Genomic DNA, 20,136 nt, shown 5'->3' on the forward strand with positions numbered 1-20,136 from the left:
TCAGGATGAAACCCCAGGCCGCTCAGGCTCGTCGTCACCGCGCTTTCCCGGCGGTTCCGGCAAGGGGCTGAACGTCTGGACCCTACCGGGGCAAGGCATCCCAGAAGCCACGCCCGTCGCTCTTTAACGAAGGAAATTCCGTCATGGCGGACCAAAAGATCCGAATCCGGCTCAAGGCGTACGATCATCGCTTGATCGACCGCTCGGCCAGCGAGATCGTTGAGACGGCCAAGCGGACCGGCGCGCAAGTGCGCGGCCCGATCCCGCTGCCGACCAAGATCGAACGCTACACCGTCCTGGTATCCCCGCACGTCGACAAGGACGCCCGCGACCAGTACGAGACCCGCACGCACAAGCGCGTGCTCGACATCGTCGACCCGAACGACAAGACCGTGGACGCGCTGATGAAGCTCGAACTCGCGGCTGGCGTCGACGTTCAGATCAAGCTGACCTGAGGCCAACGACCATGACCGCGAAGAAATATTCGTTGGGAATCGTCGGCCGCAAGGCCGGCATGACCCGCGTGTTCACCGAAGATGGCAAGTCCATTCCGGTGACGCTGATTGAAGCCACCCCGAATCGTATCACCCAGATCAAGACCCAGGAAACCGACGGCTACAGCGCCGTGCAGGTGGCCGTGGGTACCCGTCGCGCCTCGCTGGTGACCAAGCCGGTCGCCGGTCACCTGGCCAAGGCCAAGGTCGAAGCCGGTCGCGGTCTGTGGGAGCTGCGCGTCGAAGCCGACAAGCTGGGCGACTTCACCGTCGGCGGCGAAATCAAGGCCGACATTTTCGAAGTGGGCCAGAAGGTCGACGTCCAGGGCGTGACCAAGGGCAAGGGCTTCCAGGGCACCATCAAGCGCTGGAACTTCACCATGGGCGACGCCACCCACGGTAACTCGCTGTCGCATCGCGCGCCGGGTTCGCTGGGTCAGCGCCAGACCCCGGGTCGTGTGTTCCCGGGCAAGAAGATGTCCGGCCACATGGGTGCCGTGACGCAGAGCACGCAGAACCTGGAAGTGGTTCGCGTGGATGCCGAGCGCGGCCTCATCGCCATTCGCGGCGCCGTGCCCGGCGCTGCCGGCGGCGACGTGATTGTGCGTCCGGCGAGCAAGGGTTGAGGAGAACGACAATGGAACTAGCCATTACAGGTAGCGCCAACAAGCTGTCGGTTTCCGACGCCGTGTTCGGTCGTGAATTCAGCGAAGACCTGGTCCACCAGGTGGTCGTTGCCTACCGCAATGCCGGTCGTGCTGGCACCAAGGCGCAGAAGACCCGCGCCGAAGTGAACGGCACCACCAAGAAGTCGAAGAAGCAGAAGGGCGGCGGTGCCCGTCACGGTGCCCTGACCGCGCCGATCTTCGTCGGCGGTGGTGTGACCTTCGCAGCGAAGCCCCGCAGCTTCGAGCAGAAGGTCAACCGCAAGATGTACCGTGCAGCCATCTGCGCGATCCTGTCGGAGTTGAATCGCCAGAACCGCCTGATGGTGGTTGATGCGTTCGACATCGACGCCGCCAAGACCAAGACGCTGATCGAGAAGCTGAAGGGTCTGGAAGTCGGTCAGCGCCCGCTGATCGTCACCGAAGACGCTTCCGAGCATCTGTACCTGTCCGCCCGCAACCTGCCGTATGTGGAAGTGCGTGACGTGCAGGGCCTGGATCCGGTCGCCCTGGTGGGCGCCGACAGCGTCGTCGTCACCGCCGATGCCGTCAAGAAGATCGAGGAGTGGCTGGCATGAGCAACGAGAAAATCTTCAGCGTGCTGCGTGCCCCGCGTGTCTCCGAGAAGACGGCGCGCCTGCAGGAAGTTTCCAACCAATACGTCTTTGAAGTTTCGAACGACGCCACCAAGGCCGATGTGAAGGCCGCCGTGGAAAAGTTGTTCGACGTCAAGGTCGAGGCAGTCAATGTGGTCAACGTGAAGGGCAAGAACAAGTCCTTCCGTTTCCGCAACGGCCGTCGCGGCGACTGGCGCAAGGCGTACGTGCGTCTGGCCGAAGGCCAGGCTATCGACGTAACGGCCAAGGCCTGAGGTAGACCCACATGCCATTGATGAAATTCAAGCCAACCTCCGCCGGCCGCCGTTCCGCGGTTCGCGTGGTGACGCCGGACCTGCACAAGGGTGCGCCGCACGCCGCGTTGCTGGAGAAGCAGAGCAAGACCGGTGGCCGCAACCACCACGGTCGCATCACCACCCGTCATATCGGTGGTGGTCACAAGCAGCACTACCGCATCATCGACTTCAAGCGCGACAAGGAAGGCATCCCGGCGCGCGTTGAGCGGATCGAATACGATCCGAACCGCACCGCGCACATCGCGCTGCTGTGCTACGTCGACGGCGAGCGCCGCTACATCATCGCCCCGAAGGGCCTGAAGGCGGGTGACCAGGTCATCGCCGGCAGCGACGCGCCGATCAAGGTCGGCAACACGCTGCCGCTGCGCAATATCCCGGTCGGTACCACGGTCCACGGCATCGAACTGAAGCCGGGCAAGGGCGCCCAGATCGCCCGCGCCGCCGGCGCCGCCGTGCAGCTGGTCGCACGCGAGCAGGGCTTCGCCACGCTGCGCCTCCGCTCCGGCGAAATGCGCAAGGTGCAGGTCGAATGCCGCGCCACCGTCGGTGAAGTCGGCAATGACGAGCACAGCTTGGAAAAGCTGGGCAAGGCCGGTGCCAAGCGCTGGCGCGGTATCAAGCCGACCGTCCGCGGCGCGGCCATGAACCCGGTTGACCACCCGCACGGTGGTGGTGAGGCCAAGGCCGGCCAGGGCAACCCGCACCCGGTCACCCCGTGGGGCGTGCCGACCAAGGGTTACAAGACGCGCAAGAACAAGCGCACTCAGCAATTCATCGTCCGCGATCGTAGGGGCTAATCGACCATGGCACGTTCACTCAAGAAGGGCCCGTTCGTCGATCACCACCTCGTCAAGAAGGTGGAGGCCGCCGGCGGCAGCAAGAAGCCGATCAAGACCTGGTCGCGCCGCTCGATGATCCTGCCGGAAATGGTGGGCTTCACGATCGCAATCCATAACGGCAAGAACCACGTTCCGGTGCTGGTCAACGAGAACATGGTCGGCCATAAGCTCGGCGAATTTGCCGTCACCCGTACCTTCAAGGGCCACGGTGGCGACAAGAAAGCCGGCGGCAAGAAGTAAGGAGAGATGACCATGGAAGCGAAAGCCATCCTGCGCACCGCGCGCATCTCCCCCCAGAAGGCCCGCCTGGTCGCTGACCAGGTGCGTGGACTGTCGGCCGAGCGTGCCGTCAACCTGCTGAAGTTCTCGGACAAGAAGGCTGCCCACCTGATCAAGAAGGTGGTGGAGTCGGCGATTGCCAATGCCGAGAACAACCAGGGCGCCGACGTCGACGAGCTGAAGGTCAAGACCATCATGGTCGACGAAGGTCCGGTGCTGAAGCGTTTCATGGCCCGCGCCAAGGGCCGTGGTACCCGCATTCTGAAGCGCACCAGCCACATCACCGTGGTCGTGGGCGAGGGCAAATAAGTATGGGTCACAAAGTTCATCCGACCGGAATCCGCCTGGGCATCGCCAAGGACTGGAATTCCAAGTGGTTCGCCAACAAGCGCGACTACGCCGACTACCTGGCGGCCGACCTCAAGGTGCGCGAAATGCTGCGCAAGAAGCTGGCGCAGGCGGGCATCTCCAAGATCCTGATCGAGCGTCCGGCCAAGACCGCCCGCGTGACCATCCACACCGCCCGTCCGGGCGTGGTGATCGGCAAGCGCGGTGAGGACATCGAGAAGCTGCGCAAGGAAGTCAGCGACCTGATGGGCGTCCCGGCGCACATCAACGTCACCGAAGTCCGCAAGCCGGAACTGGACGCGCAGCTGGTGGCCGAGTCGATCGCCCAGCAGCTGGAGCGCCGCATCATGTTCCGCCGCGCCATGAAGCGCGCGGTCGGCAACGCGATGCGCCTGGGCGCCCTGGGCATCAAGGTCAATGTCGCTGGCCGCCTGAACGGCGCGGAAATCGCCCGTTCCGAGTGGTACCGCGAAGGCCGCGTGCCGCTGCACACCCTGCGTGCGGACATCGACTACGGCTTTGCTGAAGCCAAGACCACCTACGGCATCATCGGCATCAAGGTGTGGGTCTACAAGGGCGAAATCTTCGATTTCAGCCAGGTGGGCCAGGAGAAGCAGGACGACACGCCGCGCGCCGAACGCAATGAGCGCAGCGACCGTCCGCGTGGACCGCGCCGTGATCGCGAGGCGAGGGAATAATCATGTTGCAACCCAAGCGAACCAAATACCGCAAGATGCACAAGGGCCGTAACGAAGGCCTGAGCTGGAACGGTAACCTCGTCAGCTTCGGCGAGTACGGCCTGAAGGCCACGGCGCACGGTCAGCTGACCGCGCGCCAGATCGAGGCGGCCCGCCGCTCCATCAGCCGTTACGTCAAGCGTGGCGGCAAGATGTGGATCCGCGTGTTCCCCGACAAGCCGATCACCAAGAAGCCGATCGAAGTCCGAATGGGCTCCGGCAAGGGCAACGTGGAGTACTGGGTCGCCCAGATCCAGCCCGGCCGCATGATCTATGAAATCGAAGGCGTCAGCGAGGACATCGCGCGCGAGGCGTTCCGCCTGGCTGCGGCCAAGCTGTCCGTCACCACCCAATTCGTGACCCGGACGGTGCGCTAATGGAACTCAAGCAACTCCGCGAGAAGTCGGCTGACGAACTGAAGGCCCACCTGACCGAGCTGCGCAAGGAGCAATTCTCCCTGCGCATGCAGAAGGTTACTGGCCAGCTGCCGAAGACCCATGAAACCCGCCGGGTTCGCCGCGAGATCGCTCGCGTCAAGACCCTGCTCGGCGGCAAGAAGTAAGGAGCGCCCGAGATGAGCGATAACAAAGACAAAGCGCAACGCACCATCGAAGGCCGCGTCGTCAGCAACAAGATGGACAAGACCGTCACCGTGCTGGTGGAGCGTCAGGTCAAGCATGCCCTGTACGGCAAGTACATCCGTCGTTCCACCAAGCTGCACGCGCACGACGCGGACAACAGCTGCAAGGAAGGCGACGTGGTGCGTGTGACCGAAATCGCCCCGATGTCCAAGACCAAGAACTGGCGCGTGGTGGAAATCGTCACCCGCGCGGCTGAATAAGAGGAGATCTGAATCATGATCCAGATGCAGAGCTACCTTGACGCGGCCGACAACTCCGGCGCCAAGGAACTGATGTGCATCAAGGTGCTGGGCGGCTCCAAGCGCCGTTACGCCGGCATCGGCGACATCATCAAGGTGACCGTCAAGGACGCCATCCCGCGTGGCAAGGTGAAGAAGGGCGAAGTCTACGACGCCGTGGTCGTGCGCACCCGCAAGGGCGTTCGTCGCCCGGACGGTTCGCTGATCCGCTTCGACGGCAACGCCGCCGTGCTGCTCAACAACAAGCAGGAGCCGATCGGCACCCGCATCTTCGGGCCCGTGACCCGTGAGCTGCGTTCCGAGAAGTTCATGAAGATCGTTTCGCTCGCGCCTGAAGTGCTCTGAGCGGAGGACATAGAAATGGCAAACCGTATCAAGAAGGGCGACCAGGTGGTCGTCATCGCCGGCAAGGACAAGGGCAAGAAGGGTGACGTGGTGCGCGTGGACGGTGACCGTGTGGTCGTCTCCAACGTCAACGTCGTCAAGCGCCACACCAAGCCGAATCCGCAGGCGGGCATCGCCGGCGGCGTGGTCGAGCGTGAATCCTCGATCCACATTTCGAACGTCGCTCTGTTCAACCCGGCCACCGGCAAGGGCGAGCGTATCGGTTTCAAGGTCCTGGAGGATGGACGCAAACTGCGTGTGTTCCGCTCCAGTGGTGAGGCGCTCGACGCCTGAGGAATGAGGTCATGACCACCCGTCTCGAAAAAATCTACAAGGAAGAAGTGGCGCCGGCTCTGATGAAGAAGTTCGGTTACACCAATCCGATGGAAGTCCCGAAGATCACCAAGATCACCATCAACATGGGTGTGGGTGAAGCGGCGACCAACAAGAAGATCCTGGAAAATGCCGTGGCCGACCTGGCCAAGATCACCGGCCAGAAGCCGATCACGACCAAGTCCCGCATCTCGGTGGCTTCGTTCAAGATCCGCGACGGCTGGCCGATCGGCTGCAAGGTGACCCTGCGTCGCGCCAAGATGTACGAGTTCCTGGATCGCCTGATCAACATCTCGCTGCCGCGCGTGCGTGACTTCCGCGGCGTGTCGGGCCGTTCGTTCGACGGCCGCGGCAACTACAACATGGGCGTGAAGGAACAGATCATCTTCCCGGAAATCGACTTCGACCAGGTCGACGCGCTCCGCGGCATGGATATCGCCATCACCACCACCGCCAAGAGCGACGCCGAAGCCAAGGCGCTGCTGGAAGCGTTCAAGTTCCCGTTCCGTAACTGAGTCGCAGGAAAACCACACATGGCAAAGACCTCAATGGTGAACCGCGATATCAAGCGGGCCAAGCTGGCGAAGAAGTACGCCGCCAAGCGCGAAGCACTGAAGAAGATCATCTCGGGCGTCAACGCGTCCTACGAAGAGAAGATGGACGCAGTGACCAAGCTGCAGAAGCTGCCGCGCGATTCCTCGCCGTGCCGCGAGCGCAACCGTTGCGAGCTGTCGGGTCGTTCGCGCGGTGTCTACCGCAAGTTCGGCCTGGGCCGCAACAAGCTGCGTGAAGCCACCATGCGTGGCGACGTGCCCGGCCTGCGCAAGGCCAGCTGGTAACAAATCCGGCCTCCCGGGCCCGCCTCGGGACGGCCAGAAGGCAAGTCCGGCACATGCCGGACTTGTTGTTGTACAATTGCCGGTTCCCGCGGTCCGCCGCGGAGCCTGGTCCCGAGGGGACCGCCACCTGGGGCTTCCAGGCACAACCCAAGATTTTCGCGAAAGCGGATATCGGTGCTACTCAAAAGGCAACCACTTATGAGCATGACTGATCCCATCGCCGACATGCTGGTCCGCATCAAGAATGCGGCCGCCGTCGGCAAGCAGACGGTGAAAATGCCGTCCTCCAAGATCAAGGCCTCGATCGCCAACGTCCTGAAGTCGGAAGGCTACATCGCCGACGCGCGCGTGACGAAGACCGAGAACAACAAGGCCGAGCTGGAAATCGTCCTGAAGTACTTCGAAGGCAAGCCGGTCATCGAGAAGCTTTCGCGCGTGTCCCGTTCGGGCCTGCGCCAGTACCGCGGCAAGGCCGAGCTGCCGAAGGTTCTCGGCGGTCTGGGCGTCGCCATCATTTCCACCTCCAAGGGCATCATGACCGATGCGCAGGCGCGCCAGCAGGGCGTCGGCGGTGAAGTCCTGTGCTTCGTGGCCTAACGGAGTAAGCCAATGTCCCGTGTAGCCAAAAAGCCGATTGCCCTGCCCAAGGGCGTTGAAATCACCTCCCAGGCCGATGCGCTGAGCGTCAAGGGCCCGAAGGGGACCCTGTCGATCGCCAAGCCGGCCGGCGTCCAGATCTCGATCGAGAACGGCGTCGCCAACCTGTCCCCGGAAACCCTGGAGCACGACGCGATCACCGGCACCATCCGCGCCATCCTCGCCAACATGGTGAAGGGCGTGTCCGAAGGTTTCGAGCGCAAGCTGGAACTGGTCGGCGTGGGTTACCGTGCCGCGATGCAGGGCAAGGACCTGAGCCTGTCGCTCGGTTTCTCGCACCCGGTCGTGTTCCAGGCGCCGGAAGGCATCACCCTCGCCACCCCGACCCAGACCGAAATCCTGGTGCAGGGTGCCGACAAGCAGCGCGTGGGCGAAGTCGCCGCCAAGATCCGCGGTTTCCGTCCGCCGGAGCCCTACAAGGGCAAGGGCGTGAAGTACTCCGACGAGACCATCATCCGTAAGGAAGCGAAGAAGGCGTAAGCACGCCTTCGGCTTCGAGGAACCAGATCATGAGCATCAAGAACACCGCCCGCCTGCGCCGCGCCAAGTCGACCCGTTCGCACATCCGCGAGCTGGGCGTGCCGCGCCTGTCCGTCCTGCGTACCGGCCAGCACATCTACGCCCAGCTGTTCACCGCCGACGGCGCCAAGGTCATCGCTTCGGCGAACACCCTGCAGGCCGACGTGAAGGATGGCCTGAAGAACGGCAAGAACAGCGATGCCGCTGCCCGCGTGGGCAAGATCATCGCCGAGCGCGCCAAGGCCGCGGGCATCGAGAAGGTGGCCTTCGACCGTTCCGGTTACCGCTTCCATGGCCGTATCAAGGCCCTGGCCGACGCGGCCCGCGAAGGCGGCCTGCAGTTCTAATCTTGAAAGGCATGGGGGCGACCCCATGCCTTGACCTGCCGGCGCGGGTTGCGCCGGGCGCCCCGGTCCTTCTGCGACCGGACGCGTGGCAATGAAGTACTTCACAACCATAAGTGGCCAAGCCACAAATCCACATCAACCAAGGATTCAAACATGGCAGAACAACGTGAACCGCGGGGTCGTGATCGCGACCGCAACCGCGAAGAGAAAGTCGACGACGGCATGATCGAGAAGCTGGTCGCGGTCAACCGCGTCAGCAAGACCGTCAAGGGCGGCCGCCAGTTCACCTTCACCGCGCTGACGGTGGTGGGCGACGGCGCCGGCAAGATCGGTTTCGGTTACGGCAAGGCGCGCGAAGTGCCGGTCGCCATCCAGAAGTCGATGGAATACGCCCGCAAGAACATGTCCAACGTCGAGCTGAACAACGGCACCCTGTGGCACCCGGTCAAGGCCGGCCACGGCGCGGCGCGCGTGTTCATGCAGCCGGCCTCGGAAGGTACCGGCGTGATCGCCGGTGGCGCCATGCGCGCCGTGCTGGAAGCCGTGGGCGTGAAGAACGTGCTGGCCAAGGCGGTGGGTTCGCGCAACCCGATCAACCTGGTCCGCGCCACCCTGAAGGGCCTGAGCGACATGCAGTCGCCGACCCGCATTGCGGCCAAGCGCGGCAAGAAGGTGGAGGAACTCCTCAATGGCTAACGAGTCCAACAAGACCGTCAAGGTGCGCCTGGTGCGTGGCCTGCGTGGTTCCCAGTCCCGCCACCGCCTGTCGGTGAAGGCGCTGGGCCTGAACAAGCTGAACGATGTGCGTGAACTCAAGGACAGTCCGCAGGTTCGCGGCCTGATCGCCAAGGTCCACTACCTCGTCAAGGTCGAGGAGTAATCAACATGCGTCTGAATACGTTGAAGCCCGCCGAGGGCGCCCGCGCCGAACGCACCCGCGTTGGCCGCGGTATCGGTTCCGGCCTGGGCAAGACCGCGGGTCGCGGTCACAAGGGTTCCTTTGCCCGCGCGGGCAAGGGCAAGATCAAGGCGAAGTTCGAAGGCGGCCAGATGCCGCTGATCAAGCGTCTGCCGAAGGTCGGTTTCCGCTCCAAGCTCAAGCAGGACACCGCCGAGGTGCTGTCCTACCAGCTGGACAAGCTGGAAGCCGGCGATATCGATTTCGCCGCGCTGCGTGCCGCCAAGCTGGTCCCCAGCACCGCCAAGCGCGCCAAGATCGTCAAGAAGGGCGAACTGACCAAGAAGTTCGTGCTCAAGGGCGTGCTGGCCACCGCGGGTGCCAAGGCGGCTATCGAAGCCGCCGGCGGCAGCGTGCAGGAGTAAGTGACGCATGGCGCAGGGTAATGCCGCCAGCGCGCTGGCAGGCGCAGGCAAGTTCACCGAACTCCGCCAGCGCCTGCTGTTCGTGCTGGGTGCCTTGATCGTCTACCGCATCGGCTGCTACGTGCCGGTGCCGGGCGTCAATCCCGACGCCATGCTGGCGATGATGCAGAGCCAGGGCGGCATCGTGGACATGTTCAACATGTTCTCCGGTGGTGCCCTGCATCGCTTCAGCATCTTCGCGCTGAACGTCATGCCGTACATTTCGGCGTCGATCGTGATGCAGCTGGGCGTGCACATCTTCCCCAGCCTGAAGGCGCTGCAGAAGGAAGGCGAGTCCGGTCGCCGCAAGATCACCCAGTATTCGCGCATCGGCGCGGTATTGCTGGCGGTGGTGCAGGGCGGCAGCATTGCCGTCGCGCTGCAGAACCAGTTGGCGCCGGGTGGCATGCCGGTGGTGTACTCGCCGGGACTGGGCTTCGTCCTGACCGCCGTGGTCGCGCTGACCGCGGGCACCATCTTCCTGATGTGGCTGGGCGAGCAGGTGACCGAGCGTGGCGTCGGCAACGGCGTGTCGCTGATCATCTTCGCCGGTATCGTCGCGGGCCTGCCGGGTGCCGTGCTGACCACCCTGGAAGCCTTCCAGACGGGTACGCTCAACGCCATCTCGCTGATCATCATCGTGCTGGTGGTATTTGGCTTCACCTTCTTCGTGGTGTTCGTGGAACGCGGCCAGCGCCGCATCACCGTGAACTACGCGCGTCGCCAGGGTGGTCGCAGCGCGTACATGAACCAGACCTCGTTCCTGCCGCTGAAGCTCAACATGTCGGGCGTCATCCCGCCGATCTTCGCCTCCAGCATCCTGGCCTTTCCGGCCACGCTGGCGATGTGGTCCGGCCAGAACGGCGCGACGACCTGGCTGCAGCGCATCACCCAGGCGCTCGCCCCGGGCGAACCGCTGCACATGATTGTGTTCGCGGCGATGATCATCGGTTTCGCGTTCTTCTACACGGCGCTGGTGTTCAACTCGCAGGAAACCGCGGAGAACCTGAAGAAGTCGGGCGCGCTGATTCCGGGCATCCGTCCGGGCAAGGCCACGGCCGACTACGTCGATGGCGTGCTGACCCGCCTGACCGCGGCCGGTTCGCTGTACCTGGTGGCGGTGTGCCTGTTGCCGGAAGTGATGCGGACCCAGCTGGGTACCTCGTTCTACTTCGGCGGCACCTCGTTGCTGATCGTGGTGGTGGTGGTGATGGACTTCATCGCGCAGGTCCAGGCGCACCTGATGTCCCACCAGTACGAAAGCCTGCTGAAGAAGGCCAATTTGAAGGGTGGTTCCCGCGGCGGTCTTTCGCGCGGATAATCGCCTCCTGGCGCGGAAGCCATCCGCGCGGCCGGCCCTCCGGGGCCGGACCAACCAAAAGGGCGGCCCGGGCGGCGATCTCGCGCACGGGTGTGGAGCAGCCGGTCCCGCGCCAGAGTAGCGCGGGCGGGGCAGGGCTCCGGGGGCGACCCCGGGCCAGGCACCAGGCAGCTTCCGGCGCCGGAGCATGGGCACACTCCCCATGCCGGGCTTCGTGCCGACCCCCGGGTCGGCGCGGGCTTCCCAGTAACCCGAGATCTTGCTAAAATTTCCAGTTCACTCCGTCCGTCTGCCTGTTTTCCGTCTTGGAAAGGGGGCCTGCCGGGCCATCAAACACAGTTGGAGACCGCGTCATGGCGCGTATTGCAGGTGTCAACCTGCCTGCCCAGAAGCATGTCTGGGTCGGTTTGCAAAGCATCTACGGCATTGGCCGTACCCGTTCCAAGAAGGTCTGCGAAGCCGCTGGCGTCGCCGTGACCACCAAGATCCGCGACCTGTCGGAGCCGGAAGTCGAGCGCCTGCGCGCCGAAGTCGGCAAGTACGTGGTCGAAGGCGACCTGCGCCGTGAAGTAGGCATCGCGATCAAGCGCCTGATGGACCTGGGCTGCTATCGCGGCCTGCGCCATCGCCGCGGCTTGCCGCTGCGCGGCCAGCGTACCCGCACCAACGCCCGTACCCGCAAGGGTCCGCGCAAAGCCATCAAGAAGTAAGGGGCGACCATCATGGCCAAGCCAGCTGCTGCCAAAGTCAAGAAGAAGATCAAGCGCGTCATCACCGACGGCGTCGCCCACGTCCACGCTTCTTTCAACAACACCATCGTCACCATCACCGATCGCCAGGGCAACGCGCTTTCCTGGGCGACCTCCGGTGGTGCCGGTTTCCGCGGCTCGCGCAAGTCGACGCCGTTTGCCGCGCAGGTCGCCGCCGAAAAGGCCGGTCGTGCTGCGCTGGATTACGGCGTGAAGTCGCTGGAAGTCCGCATCAAGGGCCCGGGTCCGGGCCGCGAGTCCGCCGTTCGTTCGCTGAACAACGTCGGCTACAAGATCACCAACATCATCGACGTGACGCCAATCCCGCACAACGGGTGCCGTCCGCCGAAGAAGCGTCGCGTCTAAGGGGGCGATAAGAAATGGCTCGTTATATCGGTCCTACCTGTAAGCTCGCGCGCCGCGAAGGCGCCGACCTCTCCCTGAAGAGCCCGGCCCGTGCGCTGGACTCCAAGTGCAAGCTGGAGCAGAAGCCCGGCCAGCACGGCGCCGCGCGCAAGGGCAAGCTTTCCGACTACGCCACCCAGCTGCGCGAGAAGCAGAAGGTCAAGCGTATCTACGGCCTGCTGGAGCGCCAGTTCCGCAACTACTACAAGAAGGCCTCGACCAAGAAGGGCAACACCGGCGAGAACCTCCTGCAGTTGCTGGAAACCCGCCTGGACAACGTGATCTACCGCATGGGCTTCGCCGTGACCCGTCCGGCCGCCCGCCAGCTGGTCTCGCACCGTGGCGTGCTGGTCAACGGCAAGCCGGTCAACCTGCCGTCCTACCAGGTCAAGGCCGGTGACGCGATTGCCCTGTCCGAGCGTGCCCAGAAGCAGCTGCGCGTGCAGGAGTCGCTGACCCTGTCCGAACAGCTCGACCTGAGCCCGTCCTGGATCGAAGTCGACGCGAAGAAGTTCAGCGGCGTGTTCAAGGCCGTGCCGGAACGTTCCGACCTGCCTGCGGACATCAACGAAGCGCTGATCGTCGAGTTGTACTCGAAGTAATTCATTCACGCACCCCCGATGCCCCCGTCGGGGGTTTGCAGGAGACAAAGCAACATGACGGGTATCACTCAGCAAGTGCTGCGCCCCCGCGGCCCGCAGATCGAGCGTCTGACCGACAACCGTGCCAAAGTGGTCATCGAGCCGCTGGAGCGCGGTTACGGCCATACGCTCGGCAATGCGCTGCGCCGCGTGCTGCTCTCGTCCATTCCCGGCTTCGCGATCACCGAAGTCGAGATCGACGGCGTGCTGCACGAATACAGCACCATCGAAGGCCTGCAGGAAGACGTGCTGGAAGTCCTGCTGAACCTCAAGGATGTGGCCATCCGCATCCACACCGGTGACTCCTCGACCCTGACCCTGAGCAAGCAGGGCCCGGGCGTGGTGACCGCCGCGGACATCAAGACCGATCACAACGTCGAAATCCTCAACCCGGACCTGGTCATCTGCACCCTGACCAAGGACACCGCGCTGAACATGCGCCTGAAGATCGAGCGTGGTTTCGGCTATCAGCCGGCTGCCGCGCGTCGTCGTCCGGATGAAGAGACCCGCAGCATCGGCCGCCTGGTGCTGGACGCCTCGTTCTCGCCGGTCCGCCGCGTTGCCTATGCCGTGGAAGCCGCGCGCGTGGAGCAGCGTACCGACCTGGACAAGCTGGTCCTGGACATCGAAACCAACGGCACGATCGACGCCGAGGAAGCCGTGCGCACCGCGGCCGATATCCTGAGCGATCAGCTGTCGGTGTTCGGCGACTTCACCCATCGCGACCGCGGCGCCGCCAAGCCGGCCAGCAGCGGCGTGGATCCGGTGCTGCTGCGTCCGATCGACGATCTGGAGCTGACCGTGCGTTCGGCCAACTGCCTCAAGGCCGAGAGCATCTACTACATCGGCGACCTGATCCAGAAGACCGAAGTCGAACTGCTCAAGACCCCGAACCTCGGCAAGAAGTCGCTGACCGAGATCAAGGAAGTCCTGGCGCAGCGCGGCCTGTCCCTGGGCATGAAGCTGGAGAACTGGCCGCCGGCCGGTGTCGCCCAGCACGGCATGCTCGGCTGATACGCCACACGCAGCATCGCAGTACCCCGCGCCTCCGGGCGCGGGTAGTGACAAGCAGCAACGTCGACGGGCCTGAAGGCCCGCGACGGTTTCCGGCCACGGAGCACAGGCCGGTTCGGACCATCCGCAGTCCAAGTTCCAACGCCAGGATGGCGACAACGATGTCCAACAGTTCCAACATTCATCAGGAATCAAACCCATGCGCCACCAGAAATCCGGCCGCAAGTTCAGCCGCACCAGCGCCCATCGCGAAGCGATGTTCAGCAACATGGCTGCCTCGCTGATCAAGCACGGCCTCATCCGTACCACCCTGCCGAAGGCCAAGGAACTGCGCCGCGTCGCCGAGCCGCTGATCACCCTGGCCAAGGTCGACGGCGTCGCCAACCGCCGCCTCGCCTTCTCGCGCCTGCGCGACAAGGAAGCCGTGGGTACGCTGTTCACGACCCTCGGCCCGCGTTACCAGTCCCGTCCGGGCGGCTACCTGCGCATCCTCAAGTGCGGTTTCCGCGCTGGCGACAACGCGCCGATGGCCTACGTCGAGCTGCTGGACCGTCCGGAAGCCGCCGAGTAATCAGCAGCGCCCGACGACCCCGAAAAACCCCGGCAATGCCGGGGTTTTTTGTGCCTGCGAGCCCCATCTCCGGCTGCTGGGCGGATGAAGATGGGACCACCGATTCCCGGTCCGTCCAGGAATGCCCCAGCCTGCTGGCCGGGCGCGTGGCTGGAGGACGCGGGAACGGTTATGTGTGGCCGCGCCACGATGGAGAGAATCCGGAATTTGTTTTTGCCCTTCACGCGGTGATAATGCGGCCTGCCCCTTCGCCGTGAGCCTTCATGAACCCGTTCCGCTGGTCGTTCCGTGCGCAGTTCCTCCTCGGCTTCGTCATCTGTGCGGGCCTGCTTGCCTATGCGCTGTACCTGGAGCAAGTGCAGGGGTTGATTCCCTGTCCGCTGTGCACCTTCCAGCGTGGTGCGTTCGCCCTGCTGGGACTGGTGTTCCTGCTGGGCACGCTGCACTCGCCGAAGGCCTCGGGCGGGCGCGGGTTCTACGGCATCCTCGGACTGGCCGCCGCCGGCCTGGGCATCGGCATCGCCGGCCGCCACGTCTGGCTGCAGCACCTGCCGCCGGACCAGGTGCCCGCCTGCGGTCCCGACCTGGCCTACATGATGGAAGCCTTCCCGATGGGCGACGTGCTCCGGCAGGTCCTGACCGGGTCCGGGGAATGCGCCAAGGTCGACTGGGCGTTCCTGGGCCTGTCGATGCCGGGTTGGGCGCTGGTGTGGTTCGTGCTGCTGGCGCTGTGGGCGCTGCTGGCCGGCTTCAAGCGGCGCAAGTCCCGCTATTACTGAGGTTTGACGCGGCGCACCATTCTGTCACCATGGTGGACCGCACGAGGAATCCCCCATGAGCACCCCCGATCGCAATCTCCGCGCCGTCAGCCTGCCCGCGAACTGGGCTCCGGACAGCTGGCGCGGCAAGCCGGCGGTGCAGATGCCGACCTATCCGGATGCCGGGGGGCTGGCATCCGCGCTGGGTGAACTTCGCCAGTTGCCGCCGCTGGTGACTTCGTGGGAAATCTTCGCGCTCAAGAAGCAACTGGCGGAAGCGCAGGAAGGCAAGCGCTTCCTGCTGCAGGGCGGTGATTGTGCGGAGAGCTTCAGCGACTGCGAGTCCGGGCTGATTTCCAACCGCCTGAAAGTCCTGCTGCAGATGAGCCTGGTGCTGGTCCATGGCCTGCGCCTGCCGGTGGTACGGGTGGGCCGCTTCGCGGGCCAGTACGCCAAGCCGCGTTCGGCCGACACCGAGACCCGCGACGGCGTGACGCTGCCGAGCTACCGCGGCGATCTGGTCAACCAGCCCGAGTTCACCGCGGAAGCGCGGGTGCCGGATCCGCGTCGGATGATCAAGGCGCATGCGCGTTCGGCGATGACGATGAATTTCGTCCGCGCGCTGATCGACGGCGGCTTCGCCGACCTGCATCACCCGGAGTACTGGAACCTGAGCTGGGTCGGCTATTCGCCGTTGTCGGCCGAGTACCAGGACATGGTGCGCTCGATTGGCGACGCGGTGCGCTTCATGGAAACCCTGTCCGGTTCCGAGGTGCACAACCTCAACCGCATCGATTTCTACACTTCGCACGAAGCGCTGCTGCTGCCCTACGAAGAAGGGCTGACCCGCGAGGTGCCGCGCCAGTGGGGCTGGTTCAACCTGAGCACGCACTTCCCGTGGATCGGCATGCGTACCGCCGCCGTCGACGGTGCGCACGTGGAGTACCTGCGCGGCGTGCGCAATCCCATCGCGATCAAGGTCGGTCCGTCGGTATCGCCGGATCAACTGCTGCGCCTGATCGACGTATTGAACCCCGAAGACGAGCCGGGCCGGCTGACCTTCATCCATCGCATGGGGGCGATCCAGATTGCCGACAAGTTGCCGGCATTGCTGGAAGCAGTCCGCCGGGATGGGCGGCGCGTGCTGTGGGTCTGCGATCCGATGCACGGCAACACCGAGAGCACGTCCAACGGCTACAAGACCCGCCGGTTCGACAACATCCGCAGCGAAGTCGAGCAGTCCTTCGATCTGCATGCCGCGGCGGGCACCCGCCTGGGTGGCGTGCACCTGGAACTGACCGGCGAGGATGTCACCGAGTGCACGGGTGGCGCGCGCGAGCTGACCGACGCCGATCTGGAACGCGCCTATCGCTCGACGGTGGATCCGCGCCTGAACTACGAGCAGTCGCTGGAAATCGCGATGTCGATCGTGCGCAAGCAGAACCAGCTGGCGTCGCCGACGGGACGCTGAGCGCGCGGTTTTCCTTCAGGACCAGTGCGCGTGCATGCCACGCGCCGGCTGCGGGATGGACCATGAAGGCTCGCCCGCGAACATGCGGGCGAATTCGGATGCCGGGATGGGTGGACTGAACAGGTTGCCCTGCAGTTCGTCGCAGCCATTGGCGACCAGCCAGGCGAGCTGCGCCTGGGTCTCCACGCCTTCGGCCACCGTGCGGCACTGCAACTGGCCGGCCAGGCCGATGATGGCGCGGGTGATCGCGCCCTGGTTCGGCTCGGTGACGTCGCGGACGAACGACTGGTCGATCTTGAGCACATTGAAACCGTAGTTGCCCAGGTAGCTCAGGCTGGAGAAGCCGGTCCCGAAGTCATCGATGGCGATGCGCACACCGAGCGCCTTGAGCGCGCGCAGGATGCGGTCGGTGCGCTGCACGTCGCGCATCAGGGTGGTCTCGGTGACTTCCAGTTCCAGATGCTCGGCCGCCAGCCCGCTTTCTTCCAGCGCGGAGACGACGGTGTCGAGCAGCGTATCGGTGTCGAAGTTGGCGGCGGCCACGTTCACCGATACCCGGATCGGCGGCAGCCCGGCCTGCTGCCATTGCCGGCTCTGCCGACAGGCGGCGCGGATCGCCCATTGATCGAGATCCACGATCAGATTGGTTTCCTCGGCGATGGGCAGGAACTCACCGGGCAGCATCAGGCGCTCGCCACGCTTCCAGCGCACCAGCCCCTCGACGCCGACGATGCGCCCGCTCAGGCGATCAATCTGCGGCTGGTAATAGAGGATAAGGTCCCCGTTGCGCAGACTGCGGCGCAGGCTGCTCTCCAGTTCGATCCGCGCGTCCACGCTGGATGCCAACTCGCGGGTGTAGAAGCGGAAGGCATTGCGGCCGTTGCGCTTGGCCAGGTACATGGCCGCGTCCGAGCGCATCATCAGGGTGGGGGCGTCGTAGCCATCCTCGGGGAAAACACTGACGCCGATGCTGAAGGCCTGGTGCAGCTCGTGGGAGGCGACGGTATAGGGCGTACCGCCGATCGCCAGCAGCCGTTCCGCCACCAGGGCGACGCCGTCGCGGGTGACCACGTTGTCGAGCAGTACCACGAACTCGTCGCCGCCGGTCCGGTAGACCGTGCCGAGATTGCCGATATTGCGCTGGATGCGCTTGGCGACCTGCTGCAGCAACTGATCGCCGATGTGGTGGCCGAGTGCGTCGTTGACGTGCTTGAACAGATCCAGATCGATGAACAGCACCGCGACGCTGGTGCCGCGGTGGGTGGCGTTGGTGATCGACTGCGCCAGTGCCTCGTTGAGCTGGAGGCGGTTGGGCAGGGTGGTGAGGGAATCGTGGTGGGCCAGGTAGGCCATGCGCGCGCTGAGCGTGCGTTCCTCGGTGATGTCGCGCAGGACCATGACCGAACCCATGAGGCTTTCGTCGTGGCCGTACAGCGGCGAGTGCGAGCGCTTGACCAGCATCCGGCGTCCATCGCGGCGGACCAGTTCCAGATCGCCGGCCACCGACGCCGACGGCCCGGATTCCTCGTCCTCGTCGGACTCGACGGCCTGGCGCAACGGCAGCACTTTTTCCAGCGGAAGGCCGATGGCCTCGGGAAGGGTCCAGCCGCTGATCGCCTCCGCCGCCGGGTTCACGTAGGTGACCCGCCCGTCGGTGTCGGTGGTGACGACTGCTTCGCTGATCGAGGACAGGGTGACTTCGGCGCGCTCGGTGGCGTCGTGCAGGGCGTTTTCCAGCCGAGCCTTGTCCGAGATGTCGATCGCCATGACCAGGAAGCCGTTCACTTCGCCATCGTCACCGATGTCCGGCTTGTAGTAGACGTGCATCCGGCGGGGACCGGCGGACAGGGCGAAGGAGGTTTCGAAGTCCACGTCGCGGCCGGACAGCACCGCGTCGATGTAGGGACGGCGTCGCGCATAGTGTTCCTCGCCCAGCATCTCGCGGATCGGGATGCCCGGCGAATAGGGCTGGTGCCAGATCGGCAGATCCTGGCAGGCGCGGTTGAAGAACACCGTGCGTTCCTCGCGATCGTACTGGGCGATCATCGCCGGCAGCTTGTCGGTGATGCGCTTGAGGTGATCGCGCGCCAGGGAGATCTCGCGCTGGGCGCGTTTCTGCTCGCTGGTGTCGGTAGCCATCAGGTACCAGCCGGCGATGGCGCCATCGGTATCCACGTCGGGAACCAGGTACGCCTGGACCGGACGCTCCGGATCGCCGAGGCGGGTCTCCCACACCGCGCCATGATGGGGCGTGCTTTCCTCCACCGCCCGGCGCAGGTCATCGAGGAACGCGGGATTGCCGGCGTGGACATCCTCGATGGCGCGATCGGTCCATGGCGCGCCGCCCCCGAACCAGTCACGGGTGGCGCGATTGGTGAAACCGTAGCGGCGGTCGCGGCCGACATAGGCGATCAGCGCGGGCAGGTGATCGGCGACCGCGTCGAGCAGGGCCCGGCTGCGATGCTCCGCGCGTGCGAGGCTGCGCAACAGCAGGAAAATCAGCACGCCGAACGCCAGCCCGCAGACGGTCAGTGCGGCGATGGGCACCAGTCCGGGAATGGCGATCCGCGCCGGCGGCGAAATCAGGGTCAGTTCCCAGCTGCCGCCGAGGAAGTCCAGCTTGCGCACGTAGCGGAACGCGGGCTGCATGCCGGCGCCGTACCGCTCGCGCAGGCCGCTGCGCTCGAACACCACCAGCGGAGTGGCCGTGCCACGGGCCAACAGGCGCAGATCGAGCGGATCGCCGCCGGCTTCACCCGCGACTTCCTGCATGACCTGGGCCCAACCGAATCCCGCCGTCGCATAGCCGCGCAGATGGGTTTGCCGCACCCGGGCATCGGCGGCCAGCGGCATCGCGGTGTCGTAAACCGGCGAATACAGCAGGAAACCGGAACGGCCGGCATCGCCACGCGAGGTGTCGGTGAGGGATACCAGCGGCGCGATGCCCAACTGGCCGCTGTCCCGCGCACGCTGCATCGCCGCGCGACGCAGCGGCTCGGCGAACACGTCCTTGCCCAGCAGGCGCCGCATGCCCTCCTGTTCCGGATAAATCAGGTCGATCACGACATGCTCGTCGCGCACGCCATCCGGATGCAGGCGGAACCCGGCGCCGTGAATCGCGCGCTGGCGGGCGAGGTACGCCGGCAGGTCGTCGCCGGCCACCCGCCGTGCGAATCCCAGTCCGTGCACGCCGGCCGGCTGGTTGGGGATGCGCAGCCGGCGGACGAAGGTGTGGAAGCCGCCGGTGTCGAGCCCGGGCTGGGCTTCCAGCACCGCGGCGGCCGCGCGGACGGTGTCCTCGTAGGCATTCATGTGGGTGGCCAGGGCGGTGGCCATTGCGTCGGCGCGGGCATTGAAACGCGCGCGGGCACCCGTTTCGGCCTGCCGCCAGGCCATCACGCCGAACCACAGCGACAGCAGGACGGACAGGATCAGCACGCCCCACGCCAGCGAGTCCAAGCGCCGCCTGCGCTCGGCGGCGGCGAATCGCGAACTGCCCAAAGCGCGCAGTTCCGAGGCGCGTTGCGGATCAAGCTCCATCAGCGGTGTGGTCCGGTGGCGGCGCGTACGGGTCCGGCAATCATGCTACGCCGCACCCGCAGAGGTCGCC

The 20,136-nt window shown here is 65.0% G+C and carries 30 protein-coding genes; 29 read left to right on the forward strand and 1 reads right to left on the reverse strand.

The features are described 5' to 3' along the window. Window positions 1-143: 143 nt before the first annotated feature. The 29 genes from rpsJ (at window position 144) to AC3DE2_RS15045 (ending at window position 16,526) form a co-directional block, all read left to right on the forward strand. A complete protein-coding gene (gene rpsJ / locus AC3DE2_RS14905; protein WP_022968186.1) occupies window positions 144-455 on the forward strand; it encodes a 30S ribosomal protein S10 in 312 nt (103 codons plus the stop codon). Window positions 456-466: 11 nt separating this feature from the next. Beyond that, on the forward strand, window positions 467-1,120 hold the full coding sequence (rplC, locus tag AC3DE2_RS14910) for a 50S ribosomal protein L3 (RefSeq protein ID WP_295376336.1): 654 nt from the start codon (window positions 467-469) through the stop codon (window positions 1,118-1,120). An 11-nt stretch (window positions 1,121-1,131) separates the two neighbouring features. Further along, on the forward strand, window positions 1,132-1,737 hold the full coding sequence (rplD, locus tag AC3DE2_RS14915; protein WP_295376334.1) for a 50S ribosomal protein L4: 606 nt from the start codon (window positions 1,132-1,134) through the stop codon (window positions 1,735-1,737). Beyond that, the gene (rplW, locus tag AC3DE2_RS14920; protein ID WP_141455882.1) at window positions 1,734-2,030 is read left to right on the forward strand and encodes a 50S ribosomal protein L23; all 297 of its coding nucleotides are present in this window, start codon (window positions 1,734-1,736) and stop codon (window positions 2,028-2,030) included. Before rplD ends, rplW begins: the two co-directional genes overlap by 4 nt. Window positions 2,031-2,041: 11 nt before the next feature. Beyond that, the gene (gene rplB, locus AC3DE2_RS14925; protein WP_295376329.1) at window positions 2,042-2,869 is read left to right on the forward strand and encodes a 50S ribosomal protein L2; all 828 of its coding nucleotides are present in this window, start codon (window positions 2,042-2,044) and stop codon (window positions 2,867-2,869) included. Window positions 2,870-2,875: 6 nt separating this feature from the next. After that, window positions 2,876-3,151 carry a 30S ribosomal protein S19 gene (rpsS, locus tag AC3DE2_RS14930; protein ID WP_055941277.1) on the forward strand — a complete coding sequence of 92 codons (276 nt, stop codon included), beginning with the start codon at window positions 2,876-2,878 and terminating at the stop codon, window positions 3,149-3,151. 12 nt (window positions 3,152-3,163) lie between these two features. Then, the gene (gene rplV / locus AC3DE2_RS14935; RefSeq protein WP_079724420.1) at window positions 3,164-3,499 is read left to right on the forward strand and encodes a 50S ribosomal protein L22; all 336 of its coding nucleotides are present in this window, start codon (window positions 3,164-3,166) and stop codon (window positions 3,497-3,499) included. A 2-nt stretch (window positions 3,500-3,501) separates the two neighbouring features. Further along, window positions 3,502-4,236: a 30S ribosomal protein S3 gene (gene rpsC / locus AC3DE2_RS14940; protein ID WP_141455884.1), complete on the forward strand. Its 735-nt coding sequence runs from the start codon at window positions 3,502-3,504 to the stop codon at window positions 4,234-4,236. Between the two features lie 2 nt (window positions 4,237-4,238). After that, on the forward strand, window positions 4,239-4,652 hold the full coding sequence (gene rplP, locus AC3DE2_RS14945) for a 50S ribosomal protein L16 (protein WP_295376321.1): 414 nt from the start codon (window positions 4,239-4,241) through the stop codon (window positions 4,650-4,652). Then, the gene (rpmC, locus tag AC3DE2_RS14950; RefSeq protein WP_295376318.1) at window positions 4,652-4,837 is read left to right on the forward strand and encodes a 50S ribosomal protein L29; all 186 of its coding nucleotides are present in this window, start codon (window positions 4,652-4,654) and stop codon (window positions 4,835-4,837) included. Before rplP ends, rpmC begins: the two co-directional genes overlap by 1 nt. Before the next feature lie 12 nt (window positions 4,838-4,849). Further along, a complete protein-coding gene (gene rpsQ / locus AC3DE2_RS14955; protein WP_141455887.1) occupies window positions 4,850-5,116 on the forward strand; it encodes a 30S ribosomal protein S17 in 267 nt (88 codons plus the stop codon). Window positions 5,117-5,131: 15 nt separating this feature from the next. Continuing rightward, window positions 5,132-5,500, forward strand: coding sequence for a 50S ribosomal protein L14 (gene rplN, locus AC3DE2_RS14960; protein WP_013535986.1), 369 nt, complete (start codon window positions 5,132-5,134; stop codon window positions 5,498-5,500). A 15-nt stretch (window positions 5,501-5,515) separates the two neighbouring features. Beyond that, window positions 5,516-5,833 carry a 50S ribosomal protein L24 gene (gene rplX, locus AC3DE2_RS14965; RefSeq protein WP_141455888.1) on the forward strand — a complete coding sequence of 106 codons (318 nt, stop codon included), beginning with the start codon at window positions 5,516-5,518 and terminating at the stop codon, window positions 5,831-5,833. Between the two features lie 11 nt (window positions 5,834-5,844). After that, the gene (gene rplE / locus AC3DE2_RS14970) at window positions 5,845-6,387 is read left to right on the forward strand and encodes a 50S ribosomal protein L5 (RefSeq protein ID WP_295376310.1); all 543 of its coding nucleotides are present in this window, start codon (window positions 5,845-5,847) and stop codon (window positions 6,385-6,387) included. 18 nt (window positions 6,388-6,405) lie between these two features. Beyond that, the gene (gene rpsN / locus AC3DE2_RS14975; protein ID WP_295376307.1) at window positions 6,406-6,711 is read left to right on the forward strand and encodes a 30S ribosomal protein S14; all 306 of its coding nucleotides are present in this window, start codon (window positions 6,406-6,408) and stop codon (window positions 6,709-6,711) included. 198 nt (window positions 6,712-6,909) lie between these two features. Next, window positions 6,910-7,308: a 30S ribosomal protein S8 gene (gene rpsH / locus AC3DE2_RS14980; RefSeq protein WP_141455891.1), complete on the forward strand. Its 399-nt coding sequence runs from the start codon at window positions 6,910-6,912 to the stop codon at window positions 7,306-7,308. A 12-nt stretch (window positions 7,309-7,320) separates the two neighbouring features. Beyond that, the gene (rplF, locus tag AC3DE2_RS14985) at window positions 7,321-7,848 is read left to right on the forward strand and encodes a 50S ribosomal protein L6 (RefSeq protein ID WP_295376302.1); all 528 of its coding nucleotides are present in this window, start codon (window positions 7,321-7,323) and stop codon (window positions 7,846-7,848) included. A 29-nt stretch (window positions 7,849-7,877) separates the two neighbouring features. After that, window positions 7,878-8,234, forward strand: a complete 357-nt coding sequence (gene rplR / locus AC3DE2_RS14990) for a 50S ribosomal protein L18 (protein ID WP_295376299.1) — start codon at window positions 7,878-7,880, stop codon at window positions 8,232-8,234. A gap of 153 nt (window positions 8,235-8,387) precedes the next feature. Further along, window positions 8,388-8,930: a 30S ribosomal protein S5 gene (gene rpsE / locus AC3DE2_RS14995; RefSeq protein ID WP_295376297.1), complete on the forward strand. Its 543-nt coding sequence runs from the start codon at window positions 8,388-8,390 to the stop codon at window positions 8,928-8,930. After that, window positions 8,923-9,114 (forward strand): 50S ribosomal protein L30, encoded by a 192-nt coding sequence (rpmD, locus tag AC3DE2_RS15000; protein WP_055941302.1) that lies wholly within the window; start codon window positions 8,923-8,925, stop codon window positions 9,112-9,114. Before rpsE ends, rpmD begins: the two co-directional genes overlap by 8 nt. Next, on the forward strand, window positions 9,114-9,557 hold the full coding sequence (gene rplO / locus AC3DE2_RS15005) for a 50S ribosomal protein L15 (RefSeq protein WP_295376347.1): 444 nt from the start codon (window positions 9,114-9,116) through the stop codon (window positions 9,555-9,557). The genes rpmD and rplO overlap by 1 nt, the downstream gene beginning before the upstream one ends. 7 nt (window positions 9,558-9,564) lie before the next feature. Then, window positions 9,565-10,917, forward strand: coding sequence for a preprotein translocase subunit SecY (gene secY, locus AC3DE2_RS15010; protein WP_295376293.1), 1,353 nt, complete (start codon window positions 9,565-9,567; stop codon window positions 10,915-10,917). A gap of 353 nt (window positions 10,918-11,270) precedes the next feature. Further along, window positions 11,271-11,627: a 30S ribosomal protein S13 gene (rpsM, locus tag AC3DE2_RS15015; protein ID WP_295376291.1), complete on the forward strand. Its 357-nt coding sequence runs from the start codon at window positions 11,271-11,273 to the stop codon at window positions 11,625-11,627. A 12-nt stretch (window positions 11,628-11,639) separates the two neighbouring features. Then, window positions 11,640-12,032 (forward strand): 30S ribosomal protein S11, encoded by a 393-nt coding sequence (gene rpsK / locus AC3DE2_RS15020; RefSeq protein ID WP_055941307.1) that lies wholly within the window; start codon window positions 11,640-11,642, stop codon window positions 12,030-12,032. Window positions 12,033-12,046: 14 nt separating this feature from the next. Further along, complete coding sequence (gene rpsD, locus AC3DE2_RS15025) at window positions 12,047-12,673, forward strand: 30S ribosomal protein S4 (protein WP_141455897.1); 627 nt, start codon at window positions 12,047-12,049, stop codon at window positions 12,671-12,673. 54 nt (window positions 12,674-12,727) lie between these two features. Then, window positions 12,728-13,726: a DNA-directed RNA polymerase subunit alpha gene (locus AC3DE2_RS15030; protein WP_295376281.1), complete on the forward strand. Its 999-nt coding sequence runs from the start codon at window positions 12,728-12,730 to the stop codon at window positions 13,724-13,726. Between the two features lie 199 nt (window positions 13,727-13,925). Continuing rightward, window positions 13,926-14,297, forward strand: a complete 372-nt coding sequence (gene rplQ / locus AC3DE2_RS15035; RefSeq protein WP_488426857.1) for a 50S ribosomal protein L17 — start codon at window positions 13,926-13,928, stop codon at window positions 14,295-14,297. A gap of 263 nt (window positions 14,298-14,560) precedes the next feature. Beyond that, the gene (locus tag AC3DE2_RS15040) at window positions 14,561-15,076 is read left to right on the forward strand and encodes a disulfide bond formation protein B (RefSeq protein ID WP_488426858.1); all 516 of its coding nucleotides are present in this window, start codon (window positions 14,561-14,563) and stop codon (window positions 15,074-15,076) included. Between the two features lie 55 nt (window positions 15,077-15,131). After that, entirely contained in the window at window positions 15,132-16,526 is a 1,395-nt protein-coding gene (locus AC3DE2_RS15045) for a class II 3-deoxy-7-phosphoheptulonate synthase (protein ID WP_488426859.1), read from the forward strand. A 15-nt stretch (window positions 16,527-16,541) separates the two neighbouring features. On the opposite strand, the gene AC3DE2_RS15050 is transcribed toward AC3DE2_RS15045, so the two are convergent. Further along, a complete protein-coding gene (locus AC3DE2_RS15050) occupies window positions 16,542-20,066 on the reverse strand; it encodes a bifunctional diguanylate cyclase/phosphodiesterase (protein WP_488426860.1) in 3,525 nt (1,174 codons plus the stop codon). Window positions 20,067-20,136 lie beyond the last annotated feature (70 nt).

The sequence above is a fragment of the Pseudoxanthomonas sp. 68-E7 genome (assembly GCF_057773145.1).